24 protein-coding genes, 1 tRNA gene and 2 pseudogenes are annotated in these 23,222 nt (G+C 38.1%); 10 read left to right on the top strand and 17 right to left on the bottom strand.

Annotated elements, in window-relative coordinates:
• The first annotated feature begins 193 nt into the window (after window positions 1-193).
• The 7 genes and pseudogenes from hofB to FIM44_RS01905 all read left to right on the top strand — a co-directional run bounded on the left by hofB (window position 194) and on the right by FIM44_RS01905 (window position 7,565).
• Window positions 194-1,633, top strand: a pseudogene (gene hofB / locus FIM44_RS01935) (outer membrane beta-barrel protein HofB).
• A gap of 90 nt (window positions 1,634-1,723) precedes the next feature.
• Window positions 1,724-3,379, top strand: coding sequence for an ABC transporter ATP-binding protein (locus FIM44_RS01930; RefSeq protein WP_140578832.1), 1,656 nt, complete (start codon window positions 1,724-1,726; stop codon window positions 3,377-3,379).
• Complete coding sequence (locus FIM44_RS01925; RefSeq protein ID WP_140578830.1) at window positions 3,373-3,996, top strand: neuraminyllactose-binding hemagglutinin family protein; 624 nt, start codon at window positions 3,373-3,375, stop codon at window positions 3,994-3,996. The genes FIM44_RS01930 and FIM44_RS01925 overlap by 7 nt, the downstream gene beginning before the upstream one ends.
• A gap of 3 nt (window positions 3,997-3,999) precedes the next feature.
• Window positions 4,000-4,569, top strand: coding sequence for a restriction endonuclease (locus tag FIM44_RS01920; RefSeq protein WP_140578828.1), 570 nt, complete (start codon window positions 4,000-4,002; stop codon window positions 4,567-4,569).
• A gap of 132 nt (window positions 4,570-4,701) precedes the next feature.
• A complete protein-coding gene (locus FIM44_RS01915) occupies window positions 4,702-5,814 on the top strand; it encodes an ATP/GTP phosphatase (RefSeq protein ID WP_140578826.1) in 1,113 nt (370 codons plus the stop codon).
• Between the two features lie 28 nt (window positions 5,815-5,842).
• The gene (locus FIM44_RS01910; protein ID WP_140578824.1) at window positions 5,843-6,484 is read left to right on the top strand and encodes a DUF3226 domain-containing protein; all 642 of its coding nucleotides are present in this window, start codon (window positions 5,843-5,845) and stop codon (window positions 6,482-6,484) included.
• An 85-nt stretch (window positions 6,485-6,569) separates the two neighbouring features.
• Complete coding sequence (locus tag FIM44_RS01905) at window positions 6,570-7,565, top strand: HoxN/HupN/NixA family nickel/cobalt transporter (RefSeq protein WP_140578822.1); 996 nt, start codon at window positions 6,570-6,572, stop codon at window positions 7,563-7,565.
• 3 nt (window positions 7,566-7,568) lie between these two features.
• On the opposite strand, the gene FIM44_RS01900 is transcribed toward FIM44_RS01905, so the two are convergent.
• Window positions 7,569-8,084, bottom strand: coding sequence for a flagellar FLiS export co-chaperone (locus FIM44_RS01900; protein ID WP_140578821.1), 516 nt, complete (start codon window positions 8,082-8,084; stop codon window positions 7,569-7,571).
• A gap of 134 nt (window positions 8,085-8,218) precedes the next feature.
• Here FIM44_RS01900 and csd4 point away from each other — a divergent pair, with 134 nt between their 5' ends.
• The gene (csd4, locus tag FIM44_RS01895) at window positions 8,219-9,529 is read left to right on the top strand and encodes a DL-carboxypeptidase Csd4 (RefSeq protein WP_140578819.1); all 1,311 of its coding nucleotides are present in this window, start codon (window positions 8,219-8,221) and stop codon (window positions 9,527-9,529) included.
• Between the two features lie 215 nt (window positions 9,530-9,744).
• Window positions 9,745-10,038, top strand: a pseudogene (locus tag FIM44_RS08550) (hypothetical protein).
• A gap of 150 nt (window positions 10,039-10,188) precedes the next feature.
• Here the strand turns inward: FIM44_RS08550 and copP are convergent.
• The 7 genes from copP to FIM44_RS01850 are packed head-to-tail and all read right to left on the bottom strand — an operon-like array spanning window position 10,189 to window position 16,846.
• A complete protein-coding gene (gene copP / locus FIM44_RS01880; RefSeq protein ID WP_000869068.1) occupies window positions 10,189-10,389 on the bottom strand; it encodes a copper-binding metallochaperone CopP in 201 nt (66 codons plus the stop codon).
• Window positions 10,390-12,615: a copper-translocating P-type ATPase CopA gene (gene copA / locus FIM44_RS01875; protein WP_140578815.1), complete on the bottom strand. Its 2,226-nt coding sequence runs from the start codon at window positions 12,613-12,615 to the stop codon at window positions 10,390-10,392.
• Complete coding sequence (pssA, locus tag FIM44_RS01870) at window positions 12,612-13,325, bottom strand: CDP-diacylglycerol--serine O-phosphatidyltransferase (RefSeq protein ID WP_001122213.1); 714 nt, start codon at window positions 13,323-13,325, stop codon at window positions 12,612-12,614. Before pssA ends, copA begins: the two co-directional genes overlap by 4 nt.
• Window positions 13,315-13,569, bottom strand: coding sequence for a hypothetical protein (locus FIM44_RS01865; protein ID WP_033122429.1), 255 nt, complete (start codon window positions 13,567-13,569; stop codon window positions 13,315-13,317). Before FIM44_RS01865 ends, pssA begins: the two co-directional genes overlap by 11 nt.
• 2 nt (window positions 13,570-13,571) lie before the next feature.
• Window positions 13,572-15,470, bottom strand: a complete 1,899-nt coding sequence (gene ftsH, locus FIM44_RS01860) for an ATP-dependent zinc metalloprotease FtsH (RefSeq protein ID WP_039704328.1) — start codon at window positions 15,468-15,470, stop codon at window positions 13,572-13,574.
• Window positions 15,471-15,481: 11 nt separating this feature from the next.
• The gene (gene prmA, locus FIM44_RS01855; RefSeq protein ID WP_194148675.1) at window positions 15,482-16,459 is read right to left on the bottom strand and encodes a 50S ribosomal protein L11 methyltransferase; all 978 of its coding nucleotides are present in this window, start codon (window positions 16,457-16,459) and stop codon (window positions 15,482-15,484) included.
• Between the two features lie 12 nt (window positions 16,460-16,471).
• Complete coding sequence (locus FIM44_RS01850) at window positions 16,472-16,846, bottom strand: chemotaxis response regulator CheY (protein WP_000772151.1); 375 nt, start codon at window positions 16,844-16,846, stop codon at window positions 16,472-16,474.
• Window positions 16,847-17,135: 289 nt separating this feature from the next.
• Here FIM44_RS01850 and FIM44_RS01845 point away from each other — a divergent pair, with 289 nt between their 5' ends.
• On the top strand, window positions 17,136-17,738 hold the full coding sequence (locus tag FIM44_RS01845) for an outer membrane protein (RefSeq protein WP_021302290.1): 603 nt from the start codon (window positions 17,136-17,138) through the stop codon (window positions 17,736-17,738).
• 1 nt (window position 17,739) lies between these two features.
• Here FIM44_RS01845 and FIM44_RS01840 read toward each other — a convergent pair.
• The 9 genes from FIM44_RS01840 to panB form a co-directional block, all read right to left on the bottom strand.
• A tRNA-Ser gene (locus FIM44_RS01840) sits at window positions 17,740-17,827 on the bottom strand.
• 43 nt (window positions 17,828-17,870) lie between these two features.
• A complete protein-coding gene (locus FIM44_RS01835) occupies window positions 17,871-18,278 on the bottom strand; it encodes a hypothetical protein (protein WP_140578812.1) in 408 nt (135 codons plus the stop codon).
• A gap of 2 nt (window positions 18,279-18,280) precedes the next feature.
• Window positions 18,281-18,523 (bottom strand): PP0621 family protein, encoded by a 243-nt coding sequence (locus tag FIM44_RS01830; protein ID WP_194148673.1) that lies wholly within the window; start codon window positions 18,521-18,523, stop codon window positions 18,281-18,283.
• The gene (gene rsmG / locus FIM44_RS01825) at window positions 18,517-19,053 is read right to left on the bottom strand and encodes a 16S rRNA (guanine(527)-N(7))-methyltransferase RsmG (protein ID WP_140578809.1); all 537 of its coding nucleotides are present in this window, start codon (window positions 19,051-19,053) and stop codon (window positions 18,517-18,519) included. Before rsmG ends, FIM44_RS01830 begins: the two co-directional genes overlap by 7 nt.
• Complete coding sequence (gene queA, locus FIM44_RS01820; RefSeq protein WP_140578807.1) at window positions 19,050-20,087, bottom strand: tRNA preQ1(34) S-adenosylmethionine ribosyltransferase-isomerase QueA; 1,038 nt, start codon at window positions 20,085-20,087, stop codon at window positions 19,050-19,052. The genes rsmG and queA overlap by 4 nt, the downstream gene beginning before the upstream one ends.
• A gap of 3 nt (window positions 20,088-20,090) precedes the next feature.
• Window positions 20,091-20,849: a twin-arginine translocase subunit TatC gene (tatC, locus tag FIM44_RS01815; protein ID WP_140578805.1), complete on the bottom strand. Its 759-nt coding sequence runs from the start codon at window positions 20,847-20,849 to the stop codon at window positions 20,091-20,093.
• Entirely contained in the window at window positions 20,842-21,324 is a 483-nt protein-coding gene (gene tatB / locus FIM44_RS01810; RefSeq protein ID WP_140578803.1) for a Sec-independent protein translocase protein TatB, read from the bottom strand. The genes tatC and tatB overlap by 8 nt, the downstream gene beginning before the upstream one ends.
• 67 nt (window positions 21,325-21,391) lie before the next feature.
• Window positions 21,392-22,402 carry a Holliday junction branch migration DNA helicase RuvB gene (gene ruvB / locus FIM44_RS01805; protein WP_060474456.1) on the bottom strand — a complete coding sequence of 337 codons (1,011 nt, stop codon included), beginning with the start codon at window positions 22,400-22,402 and terminating at the stop codon, window positions 21,392-21,394.
• A complete protein-coding gene (gene panB / locus FIM44_RS01800) occupies window positions 22,403-23,215 on the bottom strand; it encodes a 3-methyl-2-oxobutanoate hydroxymethyltransferase (protein WP_140578802.1) in 813 nt (270 codons plus the stop codon).
• Between the last annotated feature and the right edge of the window lie 7 nt (window positions 23,216-23,222).

Raw genomic sequence — 23,222 nt, 5'->3', positions numbered from 1 at the left:
GGCACAAAAATCCTACTTTGATTAAATTTTGATTTACTTTATCTCATTTTATGATGAAACTAAAAAAATTTCGTTATAATCTAAAATAGTTGAGTTAATTAAAAGTAAATAAATAGTTTGATTACGCTTCTTTGTTTTTAGATCAGTTAAGAATTGTAGTCTTTAAGATGTATTTGCTATTAAAAGGAAAAAAATGAAAAATAGCACGCCTTTAAAGAATCAAGTTTTTTGTGGGTTATATGTTTTAAGTTTGAGTGCTTCTTTGCAAGCGTTTGATTATAAAATTGAAGTTTCAGCGGAGTCCTTTTCTAAAGTTGGCTTTAATAAAAAAAAGATTGATATAGCTAGGGGGATTTATCCTACAGAGACTTTTGTAACCGCTGTAGGGTAGGGCAATATCTATGCGGATTTTTTATCCAAAGGCCTTAAAGATCAAGGGCATGTTTTAGAGGGAAAAGTCGGTGGCACGCTAGGAGGGATCGCTTATGATAGCACGAAATTCAATCAAGGCGGATCGGTTATTTATAACTACATCGGTTATTGGGATGGCTATTTAGGGGGTAAAAGAGCTTTGCTTGATGGCACGAGTATCCATGAGTGCGCGCTTGGATCTGATGGCAAGGTGATTGATTCTATAGCGTGCGAGAACGCTAGGGCCAATAAAATCCGCCGTAATTACTTGATGAATAACGCTTTTTTAGAATACCGCTATAAAGATATTTTTTTAGCTAAGGGAGGGCGTTACCAATCCAGCGCTCCTTATATGAGCGGCTATACGCAAGGTTTTGAAATCAGCGTTAAAGTCAAGGATAAAAATGAAGGAAGCCACAAATTATGGTGGTTTAGCTCATGGGGTAGGGCGTTCGCTTATGGGGAGTGGATTTATGATTTTTATTCTCCAAGAACCGTGGTTAAAAACGGGCGCACTTTGAATTATGGTATCCATTTAGTGAATTACACTTATGAAAGAAAAGGGGTTAGCGTTAGCCCTTTTTTCCAATTTTCGCCCGGGACTTATTATAGCCCTGGGGTGGTTGTAGGCTATGATAGTAACCCTAATTTTGATGGCGTGGGCTTTAGATCCGAAACAAAAGCTTATATTTTGCTCCCTGTCCATGCCCCCTTAAGAAGGGATACTTATCGTTACGCTATAAAGGCTGGCACTGCCGGGCAAAGCTTGCTCATTAGGCAACGATTTGATTACAATGAATTTAATTTCGGGGGAGCGTTTTATAAAGTGTGGAAAAACGCAAACGCTTACATCGGCACGACAGGAAACCCTTTAGGCATTGATTTTTGGACCAATAGCGTTTATGATATAGGGCAAGCCTTAAGCCATGTGGTAACCGCTGATGCCGTCTCTGGTTGGGTTTTTGGTGGGGGCGTGCATAAAAAGTGGCTGTGGGGGACTTTATGGCGTTGGACTAGCGGCACTTTAGCCAATGAAGCGAGCGCGGCTGTTAATGTGGGCTATAAGATCAGTAAGAGTTTGACAGCGAGCGTGAAATTAGAATATTTGGGCGTGATGACGCATGCAGGCTTTACGGTAGGGAGTTACAGGCCCACGCCCGGCTCTAAAGCGCTTTATTCAGACAGGAGCCATTTGATGACAACTCTTAGTGCCAAATTCTAACCAATCGCTTTAAGCTGTTTATTAAAGCGTTAAAAATCCCTTAATAAAAACACTATAATACAAGTTTAATCAAATCCAAAGGTTAAGCATTTGAAACTCTTTTTCAAGCGTTATTCTAAATACTTTAAAGAGCATTATAAAAGTTTTATAGTGGTTTTATTTTCTTCTTTAGTGGTGGCTTTAAGCACGGCTTGGGGGACTTATTTAGTCAAGCCCACTTTAGATGAAATTTTTATCAATAAAGACACTCACATGCTCAAAATCCTGCCTTTTTTAGTGATTTTAGCGTATTTGGGCAAGAGTGGGGGCATGTATTTAGGCACTTATTTCACTAACTTTATCGGGCTTGATATTGTCAAAAAAATACGCAACACCATGCTAGAAAGCCTTCTCAAAATGGAAATGGATTTTTTTAGCAGGACGAAAAAGGGCGAATTGATCGCAAGGATCACCAATGATATAGGTTTGATTAGAGCGAGTTTGTCCAATTATCTTTCAGAGAGTATAAGAGAGGGGCTAACGATTGTCGGGTTAGTGGGGGTGGTGATCTATCAAAGCCCTAAATTAGCGTTAGTGGGGCTAGTCATCATGCCGCTAGCTGCTATTCCTATCAGTAAAATCATTCGTAAGGTTAAAAAACTCGCTAAATCCCATCAAGAGAGTAACGCCAAAATCACCGCTCGTTTGAGTGAAGTCTTTAATAATGTGGAAGCGATTAAAATCTCTAATGGCGAAAAATTAGAGCATAAGGCTTTTGTGAAAGAAAATGAAGCGTTTTTTAAAATCGGTATCAAAAACATCGCCGTGGCTGAAATTTCTTCGCCTTTAATGGAGTTTTTAGGCTCTATCGCTATAGCGCTAGTGATTTATTTAGGGGGGAATGAAGTGATTAGGGGCCATATTAGCGTGGGGGCGTTTTTTTCTTTCATCACGGCCCTTTTTATGCTCTATACGCCGATCAAACGCTTAACTAGGATTGTTTCTAATTTTCAAGAAGCTTTAGTCGCTAGCGACAGAATCCATGAGATTTTAGAAAGAGAGCCGGCTATTGTTGATGGGGAATTGACGCTAGATGACGCTATACACACCATAGAATTTAAAAAGGTATGGCTGGCTTATACGCTAGACAATCAAGAGCGTTATGTTTTAAGCGATATTAGTTTGAAATTCCAACAAAATGAAATCATCGCTTTAAAAGGCGAAAGCGGGAGCGGTAAAAGCTCATTAGTGAATCTGATCTTACGCCTTTATGAGCCAAGCCAGGGCGAAATTTTCATCAATGATCAAAAAATAGAGAGCATCACTCAAAAATCCTTGAGAGAAAAGATTAGCGTTGTCACTCAAAGGGTGTTTATTTTTAACGGGAGCGTGGCTGAAAATGTGGCGTATGGTTTAGAAATTGATGAGGTGAAAATCAAAGAATGCTTAAAAAAAGCTCAAGCCTTAGATTTTGTGGAAAAAATGCCTTATGGGATAGAGAGTGTTTTAGACGAGTTTGGCGCTAATCTTAGCGGCGGCCAACGCCAAAGAATCGCCATTGCAAGAGCTTTGTATAAAGACGCTCAAGTTTTAATCTTTGATGAAGCCACTTCCGCTTTGGACAATCACACAGAAGAGAGCGTTAAACAAAGCATTTTAGAATTGAAACAAAACCGCTTGATCATTCTCATCTCGCACAACCCAAGCACGCTAAAATTAGCCACTAAGCATGTAAAATTAGAGCATGGGCGTTTGACAGAATGCTAAGGATTTTAAGCGTTGGTGTTGCTTTTATTTTACTAGGGTGTCAGTTTTTCAATAAAACGACTCTGCATTTAAAATATAAAGATTACCCCAAAAACAGCCCTTTAAAAACCGCTTCCACTTTAACCCCCCCTAAAATCTTTTTTAACGCCCATTTTGTGCCACCCTTTTACCAAAAGGAATTTAAAAAAGCGCTCACCCAGCAAATCGCTTATTTTTTAAAAGATAAAAGCGCTTTCACTTTCAATGTTTCAGGCAATGTTTTTTTTTCTTTTGAAGAGAGTCCTAAAGATTTAAAAGCCATTAAAGAAAGGCTTAAAAAGACGATTGAGCCTAACGCTGACCCAAAATCCGTCATGCGTTTTTTAAACCTTCAAGCGAGCTTGATTTTAGAATGCGTCCCGCAAACCACTTGCCCGTTTGACACCCTTTTAATCCCCACCGCTTTCAGCGTGCCTGTTTATTACGCTAATCGTTTGGGCGATAACCCCTCTCTTTTTTCCCAAGAAGATAAAACCTATCATAACGCTTTAATCAAAGCCCTTAATAAGGCTTATTATTCTCTTATGGAGGGTTTAGAAAAGCGTTTGAACGCTATAGAAAATGCAGAGTGGCTTTAAGGCATGAAAAAGATTGTATTTTTTATTTTTGTCATTTTGTTTTCGGTAGGGATTTATTCAGCGTGGCATGTTTTATTGGAAAAAGCCCTAGAATTGAAATTAGTAACCTCAGCTAATGATTTGCTTTTAAAATTGTTGGCAATTCTTGGCATCTTTTCAATATTAGTGCTTTTTCAAGGCGTTATCTCTTCGTATAAGAAGCGCCAACTCAAACGCATTTTACAAAAAATAGACGCCATGAACGGCTTTGAATTTGAAGAATATTCCAAAATCTTTTTCACTTCAAAGGGTTTTGAAGTGAGCATCACGCAAAAAAGCGGCGATTATGGAGCGGATTTGATTATAGAAAAAGACGGCATCAAGTGGGCGGTTCAGGCCAAACGCTACTCGCATAAAGTTTCGCCCAAAGCCATTCAGGAGGTGGTCTCTTCTAAAGCTTACTACGCTTGCGAAAAAGCTTGCGTGATCACCAACAGCTATTTCACGCAAGCCGCTCAAAAACTAGCCCAAGCTAACGGAGTGCTTTTGATTGACAGAGACGAATGGGTCAAATTTTTGGGTGGGAAAAACTAATCCAAATAGGATAATTTATATAATGCTTTTATTTTTATGATTTCTTATTTATTTCCTATTAAATTTTGTCGTAATCGCATGCGTTATAATATGAAAATTTAGCATCAATTTCTGTTTGGATAAAGGGGTTCAATGATTCAGTCTGTTCGCATTAAAAATTTTAAGACTTTTAAGGACACTCAAATTGATGGTTTTACCAAACTCAACATTATTACTGGTGGGAACAATGTGGGTAAATCTAATTTGTTAGAAGCGTTGTATTGTTTAGTGGGAAAATCCATGCACCCATGCGCTAATATAACGGAAGTTTATGACAATATACGCAAAGAGCCTTTAACAACAGAATCAAAAAACTTGATGTTTTATGGTTTAGACACCGAGAAAGAAATACAAATTGTTACAACTTTAGACAACAATCAGACCTTGGACTTGCAAATAAAATTCATAGCCAGTGAAAACCAAAAGGTAATAGAGTCGCAAATAATACCTACAGCAGAACAAACTCAAATGCTCTCTCAGCTTAATTTCACTCTTAAAAAAAATAATGAAGAAATCTATAACGATCATTTAAATATTGCTAAAGTTCCTAATTTCCCACCAATTCCTAATCAGTCAGGCTACAATAGGCAATTTAAGAATTTTGATCCTAATCAATTGCAAAAACTTTTACCCTTTGAAAGCGCTACCATAATACCTAGCGATGTTGCTTACAGGCAAGCTCATATGATTCAAGCGGTGAGTAAAATTTGCAGTAACAACCAATTAGAAGAAGAATTAAATAAACATCTTAATCAATTTGATAACAATATCCAATCTATTAGCTTTAATACCAACAACCAACTCAAATTAAAAGTGAAAAATATCAAAGAAAAAGTCCCATTATCTGTATTTGGCGATGGTTTGAAGAAATATTTGCATATTGTAAGCGCTTTTATGGCTGATAACGCAAAAACGATTTATATTGATGAAGTGGAGAATGGCTTACACTTTTCTCGCATGAAATTATTATTAAAGTGTGTTATTGATTTTATCAACGACAACAAAGATGGTAATTTGCAAGTGTTTATGACTACCCACAACCAAGAATTTATAGAAATTTTAGATCAAGTTATCAGAGAAAAGGATTTTGCGCATCAAACTAAGTTGTTTTGTCTTAAGCAAGACGATCAATATGTTATTCCAAGAACTTATTATGGAGAAAATTTAGAATATTATTTTGAAAATGAAGAGAATCTTTTTGGCTAAAGCATCATACTAAGATTAGGATCATTCAATGGCAGATAAAGAAATACTGATTTTTGTAGAAGGTCCAAGCGATAAGGTGTTTTTAGAAGCTTATCTGTATTTTCTAGAAGATATTCCAATTAAAAATTTTAAGGTGAAAGATGTAACAGGAAAAGATAACCTATCTAAACGATTGCTTGAAATTGAAAAATACGATAAAACACTTATTATTTTTGATGCGGATAACTATAAGAGTAATAAAAAAGAGATTTTAACAGTCGTATCAAAAACGAAACAAACTATTTCAGAAGAACAAATCTTTTTATTCCCTAACAATCAAGATGATGGCGATTTAGAAACCCTGTTATTAAAAATTGCTAAACACGATGAATTTCTTAAATGCTTTGAAGGATACTTAGAATGCATTAAAAGTAAAGAACACTATAAACCGATTAAAAACATAAGAAAAAATATGCTGTATGCCTATTTAGAATTATTTGAACTAGAAAAATTTTTCCAATACAAGTGGGATACAAATAACAAGAAGAATGAAGAAAAGATTATTATTGATGATAAAGGTAAAATAAAGGAAGAACACAAAGAAGAATATGAAAAACTAAAAGAAGTGATTGATTTTAACTCAAATTCTCTCATTCCCTTAAAGATTTTTCTAGGGCAATTCGCAAAATAATTAAAAAACAAATCCTAAAATTTTCTAATTTAACAAAATATATTACAATTATCCAAAAAATATTATTTTTACAAAAAGGCGTGCTGTGAAATTGTGGTTTCCTTATTTTTTAGCGATTGTGTTCTTGCATGCATTAGGTTTAGCGTTGCTCTTTATGGCCAATAATGCTTCGTTTTATGCGGCGGCGTCTATGGCTTACATGCTAGGGGCAAAGCATGCGTTTGATGCAGATCACATCGCTTGCATAGACAACACCATTAGAAAGCTCACCCAACAAGGCAAAAACGCCTATGGTGTGGGGTTTTACTTTTCTATGGGGCATTCAAGCGTGGTGATTTTAATGACTATCATCAGCGCGTTTGCGATCGCTTGGGCCAAAGAGCATACGCCGATGCTAGAAGAAATAGGGGGGGTAGTGGGGACTTTAGTTTCTGGGCTTTTTTTGCTCATTATAGGGCTATTGAATGCGATTATTCTCTTGGATTTATTAAAAATATTCAAAAAATCGCATTCTAATGAAAGCCTAAACCAGCAACAAAATGAAGAGATTGAACGGCTTTTAACGAGTAGGGGCTTACTCAACCGCTTTTTTAAGCCTTTGTTTAATTTCGTCTCCAAGTCGTGGCATATTTATCCTGTGGGTTTTCTTTTTGGACTAGGCTTTGATACCGCTAGTGAAATCGCACTTTTGGCCCTTTCTAGCAGTGCGATTAAAGTGAGTGTGGTGGGCATGCTCTCTTTACCCATTCTTTTTGCTGCTGGCATGAGTTTGTTTGACACATTAGATGGGGCGTTCATGCTCAAGGCATATGACTGGGCGTTCAAAACCCCTTTAAGAAAAATCTATTACAATATCTCCATCACGGCCTTAAGCGTGTTTATTGCGCTTTTTATCGGGTTGATTGAGCTTTTTCAAGTCGTTAGCGAGAAACTCCATTTAAAATTTGAAAACCGCCTTTTAAACACCTTACAAAGCCTGGAATTTACAGACTTAGGCTATTACTTGGTGGGCTTATTCGTGATAGCGTTTTTAGGCTCATTTTTTTTATGGAAAATCAAATTTTCTAAATTAGAGGACTAGATTTTAAGCCCTCAAGTTATCGCTCAACAAATCTTTAAGGCTTTGATTTGAAAAACTTGGCATGAAAGCTTTAGGGTTTGAAAGGCTTTCACTCAAATAACCTAATAATTCCTTAATTTCGTTTAATTTTTCTTCCAAATAAGCTTGAAACTCGCCCGCATTTTCCAATGAATCCAAAGGATTAGCCACAATCATGGAAAAAACTTCATCATTGATGGTAATGTTGAGCTGAGTGTCAAACAAAGGGGAGGCTAAAAACTGGCAATTTTCTACAATTTCTTCCAATTCCTGTTTAATGATAGAAGCTTGCAAAGCGTCTTTATCTTCTAAACCCATGCTCTTATTGAAAAGCTTTTTGCAAGCGATTTGCAAGACTTGTAACGCTCCAACGCTCTCGTTTATATTTTTCATGTCCCTACTGAATTGGGCGATTTGTTGGGATTTTTCTATCGCATTGGTTTTAAAATCGCTTGTTTCCACATCGCCCAAATGCTTTTGAAGAGTTTTTAAAATATCCATAAAAAACCTTTTAAATAGAATTGATCATTCACAAGCATTTTTCGTTCCTTTTTATGAAAACTTTAAAAAACACCCTTAAAAAGGTTTTTAGGTATAATTAGCGATCTTTTAGTTTCAAATAGTAGAGAGATTGGATGAAAAAAATATGGCTTTTAATGTGGGGCTTGTATTCGTTTTTGCATGCGATAGAAACGATAGAAAAAGTCCCTACAAATGTAGAGGATAAAGACAAAGCCCCCCACTTGTTGCTTTTAGCAGGGATTCAAGGCGATGAGCCTGGGGGGTTTAATGCGGCTAATTTGTTTTTGATGCACTATAGCGTTTTAAAAGGCTTGGTTGAAGTGGTTCCTGTGTTGAATAAGCCTTCTATGTTAAGAAATCATAGGGGCTTGTATGGGGATATGAACCGCAAATTTGCCGCTTTAGACAAGAATGACCCTGAATATCCCACTATCCAAGAAATCAAATCCTTGATTGCAAAACCCAATATAGATGCCGTCTTGCATTTGCATGATGGCGGTGGGTATTATCGCCCTATTTATATTGATGCGATGCTCAATCCTAAGCGCTGGGGGAATTGCTTTATTATTGATCAAGATGAGGTTAAAGGGGCGAAATTCCCTAACTTGCTTGCTTTTGCAAACAATACGATTGAGAGCATCAACGCCCATTTATTGCGCCCTATTGAGGAGTATCATTTAAAAAACACGCGCACCGCGCAAGGCGATACAGAAATGCAAAAAGCCCTAACTTTTTATGCGATCAACCAAAAAAAGAGCGCTTTTGCCAATGAAGCCAGCAAAGAACTCCCTTTAGCGTCAAGGGTGTTTTACCATTTGCAAGCCATTGAGGGCTTACTCAATCAGCTCAATATCCCTTTTAAGCGCGATTTTGAGCTTAACCCTAACAGCGTGCATGCCCTAATCAACGATAAAAACTTATGGGCAAAAATCGACTCTCTGCCTAAAATGCCCCTTTTTAACTTACGCCCTAAACTCAATCATTTCCCTTTACCTAATAACACTAAAATCCCACAAATCCCCATAGAGAGCAACGCTTACATTGTGGGGCTAGTCAAAAATAAACAAGAAGTGTTTTTAAAATACGGCAACAAGCTCATGACACGATTATCGCCCTTTTATATAGAGTTTGATCATTCTTTAGAAGAAGTGAAAATGCGAATTGACAATAAGGATCAAATGGTTAAAATAGGGAGCGTGGTTGAAGTGAAAGAGAGTTTTTATATTCATGGCATGGATAATATCCGCGCGAATGTGATTGGCTTTAGCGTTTCTAATGAGAGTAAGCCTAATGAAGCGGGTTATACGATTAAATTTAAAGATTTTCAAAAACGCTTTTCACTGGACAAGCAAGAAAGGATCTATCGCATAGAATTTTATAAAAACAACGCGTTTAGCGGGATGATCTTAGTGAAATTTGTGTAGGAACGGATAAACCTTACCAAAAGTCTCATAGCGTTTTAAGGCAACGCATGACATAACATGACAACCGCCAATAAAGGATAGTCATGCTAGACATTAGAAATCTTGATTTATCATTACCTGACTTAACAGAGAGGTTATGCAAAATAAGCAACAGACTTTACAGCATGCGTTCATCTTGTTATTTTTTAGCAAGGGAATATCGTGTTTTAGAAATAATGCATGAGATAATCCAAAAGGGTCCAAAAGGGTATGGATGGCTTAACACAGCGACTAGACAATGACTTAAAAGACGAACACTCCCATATATTCTTGTCCCTATTAAATATATACAGGGCTTATGCCTTATTGGCAACATGAAGCCTGACGAACTATGCGTATTGTTTGTTAAAATCTGTGAACTTATTCGCTCATCATTCAAAAGCCATTTATCTCGCGACCCCCTTTCTTTGATTGGTGGTGTAATCAGCGGCTTGAACAAGCAGATCCGTATGTATAAAAAATTGGAGTAAGAAAAGGGGAAAATACGATAATTTTCTCTCTTATTGTTATGATAAATCACCATTGAAGGGCGTAAAAACACCCAAACAAAGCATTAAAAGACAACAACCCTTTTGAACGTTGCGTTTTTTAACCCGATACTTCTATATCACACACCTTTATTATATTACTTCTTGCCCCGCATCCAATAAAGCTTCCTTAATCAAATCCTGTGTCGCTGGAGCGTCAAATTCCACAACCACGCTCTTTTTTTCCACGCTCGCATCAATAAAGCTCACGCCTTCAATTTCGCCCACAAATTTTTCAATTTTATCCACGCAATGGTTGCAAGTAATGCTTGGCACTTGAAAAGTAACTTTCATTCAATGATCCTTAATTTTAAAATTCCTTAGCCTTTGGGAGTTTAAGACCACACTCACAGAGCTTAAGCTCATCGCTAAACCCGCAATCGCCGGGCTTAACATGATATTAGCCTTATAAAGAACCCCGCAAGCTAAAGGGATAAACACGCTATTATAACAAAAAGCCCAAAACAAATTTTCTTTGATATTTTTAATGGTCGCCTGGCTTAATTTAATCGCGCTATAAACCGATTTAATATCGTTGTTAAAGCTCACAATGTCCGCTGCTTGCACGCTCACATCGCTCCCTTTAGCCATCACCACCGCCACATCGCTCATAGCAAGACTGGGAGCGTCATTCAAGCCATCGCCCACCATCATCACGATCTGCCCTTTTTCCTTAAGCTCTTTAATCTTGTTGAGTTTGTCTTGTGGTTTAGCGTTGCTGGTATAACCATCAATCCCTAATTCAAGCGCGCATTTTTTGACATTTTCCCTATTGTCCCCACTTAAAAGAAAAGTGTTAATGCCTAAATTTTTGATTTGAGCGATATGCTCTTTCACGCCTTTTTTGGGCAAATCTTCTAAAACAAACACCCCTAAAAGCTCGTCTTCTTTTTCATTAATCATTCTACCCACAAACACTAAAATCCCGTTTTCTTGAATTTCTAGTGTGTTAATAGGGTTAAAAAACTCGCTATTACCGACTTTGATAAACTCTTTAGTGCCTTGATAATCTGTTTTAGCGCTAATGCCAAAGCCTATTTTCACTTTAACTTCACTCATTTCTTTTAAGGGAGCGTTACGCTCTTTGGCGTATTCTACAATCCCTTTAGCGATGACATGTTCGCTGCTCTTTTCAATGCTGCTCGCCAAACTCAATAACTCTAATAATTCTATCTTAGAATGAACGCTTTTAACGACAGGCTTGCCGTTAGTGAGCGTGCCGGTTTTATCAAAAACGATCGTATTGACTAGCCTTGCTTTTTCTAAACTTTTAGCGTCTTTAAAAAATAAACCTAAAGAACTCGCTTTTTGGTTCGCTACTAAAATACTCATAGGCGTAGCCAACCCCAAAGCGCAAGGGCAAGAAATCACTAAAACCGATACAAACACTTCTAAAGCGATTCCAAAATTCCACCAAAAATCAGGCTTAGGCGCGATGATGAGCCATACCACAAACGCTAAAACAGCGATAGCGATCACGCTTGGCACAAACACGCTTGAAACCTTATCCGCTAAGCGAGAAATCTCTGCCTTTGAACTTTGAGCGTTATGGATCATTTCTACAATTTGAGACAAGGTGCTGTTTTTGTTGTTTTGCGTGGCTTTCATTAAAAAACTCGTGTGGCTATTGAATGTCCCTGAAAAGACTTTATCGCCGACTTTTTTATAAACCGGCAACGCTTCGCCACTTAACATGCTCTCATCTAATTCCCCTTCGCCCTCTACGATTTCACCATCCACCGCAATCGCGCTTCCAGGGAGAACTTTTAGAATATCCCCCACCACAATGCTATCCACTAAAACCTCAATCTGTTGGTTATTTTGCATTTTAAGGGCGGTTTTTGGGGCGTTTTTCATCAAGGCTTGCATAGCGTCTAAAGCTTTGTCTTTAGAAACATTTTCAATGCGTTTGCCCACCATCACAAACATTAAAATCACGCACACGCTTTCAAAATAATAATGCCCATAAGACCACTGGCTTGTATAAACGAAATACAATTGCCACAAGCTTGAAATTAAGGCAGCACTTGTGCCTATGGCGATAAGGCTACTCATGTTGGGTTGTCTGTGCCATAAGGCTTTAAACCCTTGAATGTAAAAATCCCTCCCCAAATGCATGACAATGAGCGTGCCTATAAGCTGTAAGCAAGCGTTTAAAAAATTACTATGATTATTAATCGTAAGCAAGCTTTCAGGTAAAAGGCTAAGACTAAGCATCGCCCCCATAGAAAGATACACCACAAAAAGCGTGAAAATAACCGCCAACGCTAATTTAACATTAGGGCTGAAAAATTCTTTTTTTTCTTTTGCCAGAGTTTTTTTAGGGCTATAACCCAGTTTTTCAATGAGTTTAAAAATTTCGTCTAAATTGGTTTCATTTTCGTTAAATTCAATGTTAGCGCTCTTATTTAAAAGGCTCACTTCTATTTTTTTCACAAAACTTTTACGCCCTAAAGAGCGTTCAATCCCACTAGAACACGCCGTGCAAGTCATTCCCTCTATGTAAAAAGATTCTTTCATGCGCTCTTATTTTTATTAAAAATAATTTTTACCATTAAAAAGAGCCACCGAATGATGCCATAAATCAAATACAACCCCATAAACACGCTTAAAGCCTCTAAAGGGCGCACAAACACTAACGATAAAAAAATCAACACTAAGATGAAAAGCTTGAGATTCCATTTGACTTTTTTAAAATTAGGGTAGCGGATATTGCTCACCATAAGCACCCCCAATAAGACAATAAAGCCTAAAAATAACTTTTCTGTATTTCCTTCTAAAAAATGGTATTTGTTATCCAATAACACGCAAAGCACCACCAATACCGCCGCAGCAGGAATAGGGATACCGATGAAAGAATAGGGGTCGCTTGTGTTGGTGCTGATATTGAATCGCGCCAATCGTATCGCTCCAAAAATCACAAACAACGCGCTCACCGCCATGCCTATGCGCCCAAAGTTATACCCCACATAAAAGTAAGTGATTAAGCTTGGGGCCACTCCAAAAGCGACCACATCAGCCAGAGAGTCAAATTCAATACCAAACTTGCTAGTGGTGTTGGTAAGCCTTGCGACACGCCCATCAAGCCCGTCTAAAATAAGGCTCGCTACCACTAACCAACACGCCATGACAAATTGATAACTGGAAGCGTAAAAAATACTCATCATGCCTAAAAAAATACTGCTAGCGGTGAAAAGATTAGGGAAAAGATAGAGAGGGTTAATAGGCATTAGAAATTCTTTTTAACTTGGCTTTTAGAATGGGAATAAAAACGATTTTAAAATCCATTATGGGAATAAAAATCTCACAAGCGTTAAAAAATTTACAAGAAAAGAGCGTTAGAGCGAACGCTTTATAACGCTGTTGATAAGCATGAGTTTTCAGGAAACAAAATCTAAAAAAAAGCTTTAAACAAACAGAATGTTTATAATAAGGTTTTAAACCCTTATCAAAAATCCGTTTGTAAGCTCGCACTCTTAACTCGCTTGCTCTTCTAAAGGGATCAAACGGCTTTCTAAATTGTTGGTGACTTCGTATTCGCTGATGATTTCACGCACTCTTTCGCCTGTAATGACTTCTTTGTCAAACAATTCTTTGACCATGATTTCAATCGCTTCTCTATAGTCGCTTAAGGTTTGTTTGACATGCTTATAGCGTTCTTCTAGCAGGTTTTTAATGAAAAGATCCATTTCTTCTGCGGTCTTTTCGCTAAATTCCCTACTGCTTCCATAACCACCTCCTAAAAAGGCATTCCGCTGTTTTTCTAACACCATAAGCCCACTAACACTGCTCATGCCGTAGTAACTCACCATGCCTTTAATAATATCAGTCGCTCTTTCTAAATCGTTGCTCGCACCGGTAGAAATTTCTTCCAAAAAGACATCTTCAGCCGCTCTCCCGCCCAAAAGCACATCAATTTCAGCGATGAGTTCGTGTTTTTGCATCAAGTATTTGTTTTCTTCAGGCGTGTTAAGGGTGTAGCCTAAAGCTGCCATGCCTCTTGGAATGATAGAAACTTTATTCACCCTAGCACTCCCTTTAGTCATTTCAGAAATCACAGCATGCCCGCTTTCATGGTAGGCGACGATTTTCTTTTCTTTAGGGCTGATGCGCCTACTTTTCTTTTCTAGCCCTGCAATCCCTCTTTCAACCGCTTCTTTTAAATGCTGTTGCCTGACTTCTTTTTGATTGTTTCTTCCTGCTAAAAGTGCGGCTTCATTGATGATATTCGCTAAATCCGCTCCTGCAAGCCCTGCGGTGAGTTTGGCGACTTCTTGCAAATTCACATCATTAGCGAGTTTCACGCCTTTAATATGCACTTTTAAGATTTCCACCCTGCCATTAAAATCAGGCTTATCCACTAAAACCTGTCTGTCAAAGCGCCCTGGACGCATTAAAGCTGGGTCTAAGATTTCAGGGCGGTTCGTTGCGGCTAAGACAATCACAGGTGCGTTTTCGCTCCCAAAACCATCCATTTCGGCTAAGAGCTGGTTTAAGGTCTGCTCTCTTTCATCGTTCCCGCTCACCACACCTCCAGCCGCTCGGCTCTTACCTATGGCATCAATTTCATCAATAAAAATGATGCTAGGGGCTTGTTTTTTAGCGGTTTCAAACAAATCCCTAACCCTGCTTGCCCCTAAGCCCACAAACATTTCAATGAAACTGCTCCCTCCCATAGAGAAAAACGGCACATGCGCTTCGCCGGCTACCGCTTTTGCTAAAAGGGTTTTACCGGTTCCTGGAGGCCCTACTAATAACACGCCTTTAGGGATTTTAGCCCCTAAATTGGCGTATCGTTCGGGGTATTTTAAGAAATCTACGATTTCTACCACTTCTTCTTTGGCTTCTTCATTGCCTGCCATGTCGTTAAAACGCACATTGGGTTTTTCAGCGTTGATGAGTTTTTTCGCACTCCCCATGCCAAAAATACCCCCACCCATATTTTTTTGCATGCGGTTTGCCATAAACATCCATAGCCCTAAAATTACTAAAATAGGCATGAGCCACCCTAACATGTCCGTAAAAAAGTTAGACTCGCTAAAACCAGAATAATTGATTTTTTTCTCGTCTAACAAAGGCACTAAGGTCAAATCAGGCACTCGTTTAGCGATATAGATCACACGATTGTTACCCTCTTTATGGCTGGCTTTGATCAAGGTTTGACCGATGCTCACATTTTCCACTTCATTGTTGCTGATGAGCTGTTTGATTTCATGATAGCTCACATTTTTAGTGCTAGAAGCTAAGAAATTGTCCGAAAAACTGCCATCAGAATTGAAAGAGCGTAGGAAAAAGATGAGTAAAATCCCTCCAAGAACTGCAAGGATAATGGGACTTTGAAAAAAAGGTTTTTTAGGTTCGTTCGTTGGTTTCATTATAATAATCCTTAATTTATTGGTTGTTTTTTAAGCAATTTTAGAGCGACCCATCCGTTACGCTGTCGTTGTTCTAAAACCTCAAATCCATTATAATAGATCTGTAAAACAGAGTTTAAATGGGTTTCTAAAATCCCTGATAAAATAAGAGTATGGTTACAAAGCCGCACAAATTCACTATACAAACTCTTAATCACATCAGCGACAAGGTTCGCCACAATAATATCAAAACGCCCTTCAATTTTTTGCGTAGAGCCATAAATGACCTTATCTTGTGCTAATAGGGGTATTTGATTCAAGACAAAATTTTTTAGGGTTTCTTCAATGGCCAAACTATCCGTATCGCAAGCGCTTAAAGTGCTAACGCCTTGTTTTTTTAAGGCGATGCTTAAAATCCCGCTCCCACAGCCCACATCTAAAGCGTTTTTGCGTTTTAAATCAAGGTTAGAGAGCAATTCCAAACACATAGAAGTGCTTTCATGATGGCCTGATCCAAAGGCAAGAGCCGGATCAATCATTATGCTATCATCTATAGCGACATGGCTTGGTTTTTGATGCCAGCTAGGGTGTATGTAAAATTTGGCGCATTGCACCGGTAAAATAGCTTGTTTGTAGGCTTCTAGCCAGTCTTTTGAAGCCAGATTGCGTGAAAGATAAAAAAAATCAAACTCACTTTGCAGGTTTTGTTTTAAGCTTAAACAAAACGCTTCTAATGCTGGAATGAGCGAGTTATTCAAATCCTTTTGAGAGCGTAAAATAACGAAATTTTTGAGATATGGGGGTTTTTCTTTTAAATCTTTCTTTAGGGGGTCATGAGTGGTGAAATAATGCCAACTGGATTGGCTTATAAATTCAATGGTTTCTTTATCGTCAAACGCTTTTAAATTTTCTAAGCTAGATTCTTCTAAGGCTAGGTGCGTGGTGTCTAAAAGAAAGTTTTCAAAAAGCTCTCGCTTCTTAGGGAAGATAAAGAAAAACTCATAATACATTGGCTTTAACACTCAATCGTTTGTCCCTAAAACAACCTCTAATTTTTCTTTCAAAACTTGGGGGGTAAAAGGCTTCACAATATAGTTATTCACGCCCGCTTTCAAAGCCGTAATGACTTCGGCCTTACCGCCCTCTGTGGTGATCATAATAATAGGGATTTCTTTAAAACGGCTATCAGAGCGCACCTTTTTAACGAGATCCAAGCCGTTCATTTCAGGCATGTTCCAATCTGTGATAAGCACCTTAGTGTCCGCATTAGCGTCCAGTTTCTCCCAAGCTTCCACCCCATGCTCAGCTTCTAAAACATCTTCATAGCCTAAGCGTGAAAGTGTATTTTTAATAATCCTTCTCATAGTTGAGCTATCATCTACTACTAGTAGTTTCAAAGCGCTTCTCCTTTTAAGATTGCATTTAAATTAGGCTCTTTTTAAACAGCCAAAGCGTTTTAACGCCTTATAATAATAAGTAATTCCAAATAATAGCATGTTTTGATTAAAATTACCTTGACCGACAATAATCATTGGCTAAATGGAGCGTTCAATGAGCGTTCTTATTTGTAAAAAAATTTAGTTTGTTTGCTATGATAATCGTTTAAAAGTAATAAAATAACTCTTTGAGGGCGATAAAGGGTCATTGGATGGTTTGAAAAAAGAAAGACAAGGATTTTACAAGTAAGTGTATTATTTAAGAATTTTAATACTGAGTATAAGTTTTTTAAATATTTTAAATGCTGAAAATTTGAGTTATATGTCTTCTTCTTATCAAATAGGCACAGTGTTTATGCGCCCTTTAAACACCAACAAGCTTCTACAAGGGGCTTCAATCCTTCAAGGCTATGAAGTGAATCCTAAAAACGATTGGGCTTATTCTAGGTATTATTTCTTTATAGATTATGGTAATGTGCTTTTTAATAATGACTCTACTTTACAAGCGAACATGTTCACTTATGGGGTGGGAGGGGATTTTATGGTCGCCTACGCTAAAAACCCTATCAACCGCTGGGCTTTTTTCTTTGGCTTGCAACTGGCCGCTAACACATGGATACTCAACAATAAAGTCAAAGATTTGGTGGTGAATACTTGGGATTCATTAAAAGATTTCAATTTTCACAACACTTATTTCAGGGCTATTGGGAAATTTGGGGTGCAGTTTCGCACGATCGTTTTGTATCATAAGGTGGATGTAGAAATTGGCATGAAAATCTTTTTAACTCCTGAAAGGCGCAGTTTGTTTGAAAGGAGCTTTTTGTTTTTTATTTCGCATTCGTGGCATTTTTAAATGGCGGAGAGAGAGGGATTCGAACCCTCGAAGGCTTGCACCTTACACGCGTTCCAGGCGTGCTCCTTCAACCACTCGGACATCTCCCCTTAAAAAAGGGCTTATTATAACTAAGATTTGTTTAAAAAGGGCTTATTTTAAAAGGAGTGAATCTTTAGAAATAACGCCATCAATCTGATTTTTAGCGCAAATTTCCCACAACTCTGTATCGTTTAAATCCATAAAAAACAAGATTTTGCTATCTAACAAGTAATTGGTGGCGTGTTGTTGGGCGAGTATCGCTTGTTTAATATCCTTAAAAATACAATAGAGCGGTTTGAAAGCGTTGAATAAAAAAAAGGTGTTTGTCTCTATCTTGTGCGATAAAAAGATCACGCTAAAATTGACGCTATTTTCACAGCAATATTGGGCTAATTCCAAATTTTTTGGGTGTGCTTCAAAACACACTATATCGTTATTGGTGCTAGAATGAACGCCATCGGTGTTTTTAATGAAAATAAAACGATCGCTAGGGATTAAAGGGTGTCCTAAAATAAGCATATTTACCCCTTATTATTCAAACAAGTTTCACTGCAATACGCCACCGCCCCGCTGTAAATAGCGTCTTTGCTAGAGACATAGGTTTGGCATTTAGAGCATACAATCATGTGATCTTCTAATTCTTTAGGGGTTTGTTGCGCATAAGAGTGGTTGTCTTTATGGTTGTCTTTATGGGGTTTTTGCCTCAAAAACAAACGCCATAAAATCCACACAATAATGAGTAGGGGGATTAAAATTCTTAACATAAACTTTCCTTTGATTTGTAAAAATAAACTCGTTTTTGATGCATAAAGCATTCAGTTTCTTTACAAGCGATTTCATCTTTTAACTGCTCGCCTTTATAGAATAAAAAATACCCCTTATCTTTTAGAAAGCGTTGGCTTTTTTCTATCAAAAAAGAAGAGCTAGCGACCGCTCTAGAAGTGATTAAATCCACTTGTAAGGGGCTTTGATAATTTTCTAAACGCTTTTTAACAATTTCAATATTGTTTAAAGGCAAAACGCTTTTAAGGTAGTTTAAAAAAGCCGCTCTTTTCATTCTTGGCTCTAAAAGAATGAATTTGACTTCAGGTTTTTCAAGGGCTAAAGGGATAGCCGGAAGTCCCGCCCCGCTCCCAATATCCAAGCAACTTTTAAAATCTTTGATAAATTCTAAAGGTTTTAGAGCGTCTGTGATTTGGGGTTCTAACTCGCTTAAACATTTCGCGCCGCTCAAGTTGTGCGTTTGATTCCATTCTAAAAGGATGCACGCATAATCTTGCAATAAGGGGTTCATAAAATCAGCATCCCATCGCCATAAGAATAAAAACGATATTTCTTTTCTATGGCTATTTTGTAGATTTCTTTGGTTTTTTCTAAGCCTATCATCGCGCTTACAAGCATTAAAAGGCTTGATTTGGGCAAATGGAAATTAGTGAGCAAATAATTAACATGCAAAATAGGATTAGCAAGATGCAAGAATATATCGCATTCAAACGCCTCTTGATTAGGATTTTCTAAACGCTTAAAGTATTCCACGCTCCTTAAAGCGGTCGTGCCGATGCATAAAATCTCTTGGGATTTTTGCAAAATTTCTTGGCTCTTTTTAGGAATATGCAAAACTTCTGTATGGATTTGATGCTCTCTAATATCCTTAGTTTCTACGCCAAGAAAAGTCCCAGCCCCCACATGCAAGGTTAAAAAAGCATGCTTGAAATCTTTCAATAATTTTTCTAAGGTATTTTGAGAAAAATGCAATGACGCCGTAGGGGCAGCCACCGCACCGATGTGTTTAGCGAACACGCTCTGGTATTCATGCGCATCCAAACCTTCATCCGCTCTTTTAATATAAGGGGGTAAGGGCATATGCCCGTATTGCTCTAAAAGCTTTAAGATATTTTCTTGATTTAAGGGGGTTTTATGGTCATAAAAAGCGATCAAGCGCTGGCCGTTATGAAGCAATTCCAAGACTTCAGCGTGATAATTTGCATCAAAAAAGATTTTGTCCCCCACTTTGATCTTGCCCTTGATTTGAGTTAGAGCGGCATTATTTTTAAAAAAGCGGTGGAAAAACACTTCGGTCGTTTTTGATGGCAAAAAGGCATGCTTAGATCCAAAAAGCCTGGCTTTAATCACTTTAGTGTCGTTCAACACAATAAGGGCGTTTTTAGGGAAAAAATCTAAAACATGTTCAAAAGTGGTGTGCGTGATTTTTTGCGAACGCCTTTCATAGACGAGTAACTTAGCCTTTTCTTTGGGCAAAATGGGGTAGTTGGCGATCAATTCTTTAGGCAAATCATAATCATAGCTTTTTAAATCAAATTCTTTCAACTATCACTCGCTCTTTGCATGCTCTTTGGTGTTATTTTTGCTGTCTTCTTCGTTATCATTTTCGCTATCTTTGGGAGCCGGATTGACCATTTTGGCGATTAAAATAGAAAGCCCATAAAGCCCCACTAAAGGCAACGCCATAAAGATTTGACTCACCACATCAGGGGGAGTGATAATGGCTGCTACAATAAAAATCACTACAATAGCGTATTTGAAATACGCTTTCAAGCTCGCATCGGTAATCAAGCCCACTTTAGCCAAAAAATACGCCAAAACAGGCAATTCAAACGCCACGCCAAAGCCTAAAATCAAGCGCGTGAAAAAGCTCACATAACTAGACGCAGAAATATTGGCCGCAAACACATCGCTCCCGAAAGTGGCTAAGTATTCAATGATGAAAGGGAACACCACATAATAAGAAAACGCCGCCCCAATTAAAAACATGCCGCTCCCAAAAAACACAAAAGGCAAAATCACTTTTTTTTCATTCTTGTAAAGCCCTGGAGCGATAAAGAGCCATAATTGCCAAAAAATAATGGGCATGGAAATGACGATAGCGGCTGAAAAACTGATTTTAACCGCTACCATGACCCCCTCAATAGGGGAGAGCTGAATGAGTGTGCCTTTATAAGAATTTTTAACAAATTCAAAAATACTTTTCCAAAAATGAAAACACCCCAAAAACGCCACTAGAATCGTTCCTACAGAAACCATCAAACGCTTTCTTAATTCCTGTAAATGCGGTTTTAAATCTTCAAACATGCTCTTTTTCTTTGTCGTGTTCTTTGGTGTTGTTGTCGGTTGTTAATTTGACTTCTTTAGGGGATTCATCGCTTGAAGCTTCTTTATTTAAGGCTTCTTCATTGGAAACTTCTTCATTTAAATGGTTAGGGGGCGTGTTGGTTTCTAAGCTGCGTTGGTAATCTTGCATCAAATCCTGAATGCTTTTAATCTCATTTTCTGCAGTTATTTTAGCGTCTTCTAATTCTTCAATCTTAACGCCCTTAAGACTCTCCACTTTATTTTCAAAGAGCTTTTGATACTCTAGGGTTTCTTTTTTGATTTCTTCAATATTGATTTCTTTATCTAAAGTGTCCTTAGCGTCATTGAGCGTTTTTTTAACCGCACGAAAAAACTTCACTATATCCACGACAGCCTGGGGGAATTTTTCTGGCCCTAAAAAAATAATCGCCACAATCAACACCACAAGGATTTCAAAAAAGCCCATGCCAAACATAATGATCTACTTTTACACCCTTTAAAATTTTATCGTTATTGTAGTGTAATTTTCTTTCTAAACAAGGTTAAAATAAAGTTTGAGACTTTAAAGTGGGGATTTTTAAAAGCGCGTGGGTTTTAGGCGTGGCGATTCTGCCTTTAGCGGTGCGCTCTAAATAACCATTAGCGAGTAAAAAAGGCTCAATCACATCTTCAATCGTACCTTCATCTTCTCTCATAGACGCTGCAATCGTGTTCAAACCCACCGGCTTTCCTTGAGCGTTAGCCAACAAAGATAAATACGCCAAATCCGCCTCATCAAAGCCCAATTCATTCACGCCTAATTCATTCAAAGCATGCAAAGTGATGTTTAAATCCATCAAGCTTGAATTTTTGACTAGCGCAAAATCGCGCACCCTTTTTAAAAGCCTTAAAGCGATCCTTGGCGTGCCTCTACTCCTTTTAGCGATTTCATCAGCGCTTTCTTCTTTGATGTCTTGGTTGAGTTTAGTGGCGGCTTTTTTGATGATAAGGGCTAGTTCGCTAGGGCTATAAAATTGCATTCTAAAACTCATGCCAAATCTGTCTCTTAAGGGGTTAGAGAGCATTCCAGCTCTAGTGGTAGCGCCAATAAGGGTGAAAGGGGGTAAATCAATTTTAATGGTTTGAGCCGCTGGACCTGAGCCTATGATAATATCCAGCCTGAAATCTTCCATCGCTGGGTATAAAACCTCTTCAATCGCTGGGCTGAGCCGGTGGATTTCATCAATAAAAAGAATGTCTTTGGCTTGCAAATTCGTCAAAATGGCGGCCAAATCACCGCTTTTTTCTATCATGGGAGCGGCGGTGATTTTGATATTGGTTTCCATTTCTTTAGCGATGATATGGCTGATTGAAGTTTTACCCAAACCGGGCGGGCCAAAAAAGAGCATGTGATCCAAACTTTCTTGGCGTTTTTTAGCCGCACAAATAGAAATTTGCAAATTGCTTTTAATCTTTTCTTGACCAATAAAATCTTCCCAAAGACTAGGGCGCAAACTCACTTCTTGAGAAGTTTCAAAATCCAAAGTTTCTAAATTGACTATCCGTTCTTTCATTTAATGATAACTTTCTAACTCGTTAGGGAAGTTTCCCTTTTTCACATCATCAGCGTATTGCTTGATAGCGTTTTGAACCAATTCTTTCCCCTTAAGGTATTCTCGCACGAATTTAGGCTTAAAGCTATCAAAAAAGCCTAACATATCGCTCCACACTAAAATCTGCCCGTCGCAATCCTTACCGCTCCCTATGCCGATCGTGGGGATTTTGATTTTTTGCGTGATTGTTTGAGCGATAGGGGTGGTTATACCCTCTAAGACCAACAAACCCACCCCAGCTTCTTCTAAACTCAAGGCGTCTTCTAAAAGCTTTTTTTGTTGCTCTTCATTTTTGCCCTTAATCTTATAACCTCCATCAAGACGCACGAATTGGGGCATCAAACCGATGTGTCCTACCACGATAACGCCCTCATCAGTGAGCATTTTAACCAGTTTCGCTTTTTCTTTCCCCCCCTCTAGCTTGATCGCGCTCGCTTGGGTTTCTTTATAAACTCTAATGGCGTTTTTTAGGGCTGTTTTTTCATCTTTATAGCTTCCAAAGGGCATGTCTGTGATGATAAAAGGAGTCTTAGCGCCCGCGCACACGGCTTTGGTGTGATAGAGCATCATTCCCACACTCGCGCTTAAAGTGTCGTTTTGATTGAAAAAACTCATATTCAAACTATCGCCCACTAAAATCACATCCACTAGCGGATCAAATATTTGAGCGAATAGCGCATCATAAGCGGTAATAGCGATGATCTTTTCTTGATTTTTTTTAGCTTGGAGGTGGTTGAGAGTGATTTTTTTAATTGGGGCGGTTTGCATGCTCATTAAAAAT

The organism is Helicobacter pylori (assembly GCF_006440215.1).
Classification (GTDB): Bacteria; Campylobacterota; Campylobacteria; order Campylobacterales; family Helicobacteraceae; genus Helicobacter; species Helicobacter pylori_CS.
Note: the sequence above shows the minus strand (reverse complement) of the source record. Positions and strands in the feature narration are given on the sequence as shown.

Coding starts and splice junctions, on each gene's coding strand:
- FIM44_RS01925 (WP_140578830.1), top strand. CDS start 3,373: ATGCTAAGGATTTTAAGCGTTGGTGTTGCTTTTATTTTACTAGGGTGT.
- FIM44_RS01920 (WP_140578828.1), top strand. CDS start 4,000: ATGAAAAAGATTGTATTTTTTATTTTTGTCATTTTGTTTTCGGTAGGG.
- FIM44_RS01915 (WP_140578826.1), top strand. CDS start 4,702: ATGATTCAGTCTGTTCGCATTAAAAATTTTAAGACTTTTAAGGACACT.
- FIM44_RS01910 (WP_140578824.1), top strand. CDS start 5,843: ATGGCAGATAAAGAAATACTGATTTTTGTAGAAGGTCCAAGCGATAAG.
- FIM44_RS01900 (WP_140578821.1), bottom strand. CDS start 8,084: ATGGATATTTTAAAAACTCTTCAAAAGCATTTGGGCGATGTGGAAACA.
- csd4 (WP_140578819.1), top strand. CDS start 8,219: ATGAAAAAAATATGGCTTTTAATGTGGGGCTTGTATTCGTTTTTGCAT.
- copP (WP_000869068.1), bottom strand. CDS start 10,389: ATGAAAGTTACTTTTCAAGTGCCAAGCATTACTTGCAACCATTGCGTG.
- copA (WP_140578815.1), bottom strand. CDS start 12,615: ATGAAAGAATCTTTTTACATAGAGGGAATGACTTGCACGGCGTGTTCT.
- pssA (WP_001122213.1), bottom strand. CDS start 13,325: ATGCCTATTAACCCTCTCTATCTTTTCCCTAATCTTTTCACCGCTAGC.
- ftsH (WP_039704328.1), bottom strand. CDS start 15,470: ATGAAACCAACGAACGAACCTAAAAAACCTTTTTTTCAAAGTCCCATT.
- prmA (WP_194148675.1), bottom strand. CDS start 16,459: ATGTATTATGAGTTTTTCTTTATCTTCCCTAAGAAGCGAGAGCTTTTT.
- FIM44_RS01835 (WP_140578812.1), bottom strand. CDS start 18,278: ATGCTTATTTTAGGACACCCTTTAATCCCTAGCGATCGTTTTATTTTC.
- FIM44_RS01830 (WP_194148673.1), bottom strand. CDS start 18,523: ATGTTAAGAATTTTAATCCCCCTACTCATTATTGTGTGGATTTTATGG.
- rsmG (WP_140578809.1), bottom strand. CDS start 19,053: ATGAACCCCTTATTGCAAGATTATGCGTGCATCCTTTTAGAATGGAAT.
- tatC (WP_140578805.1), bottom strand. CDS start 20,849: ATGTTTGAAGATTTAAAACCGCATTTACAGGAATTAAGAAAGCGTTTG.
- tatB (WP_140578803.1), bottom strand. CDS start 21,324: ATGTTTGGCATGGGCTTTTTTGAAATCCTTGTGGTGTTGATTGTGGCG.
- ruvB (WP_060474456.1), bottom strand. CDS start 22,402: ATGAAAGAACGGATAGTCAATTTAGAAACTTTGGATTTTGAAACTTCT.
- panB (WP_140578802.1), bottom strand. CDS start 23,215: ATGAGCATGCAAACCGCCCCAATTAAAAAAATCACTCTCAACCACCTC.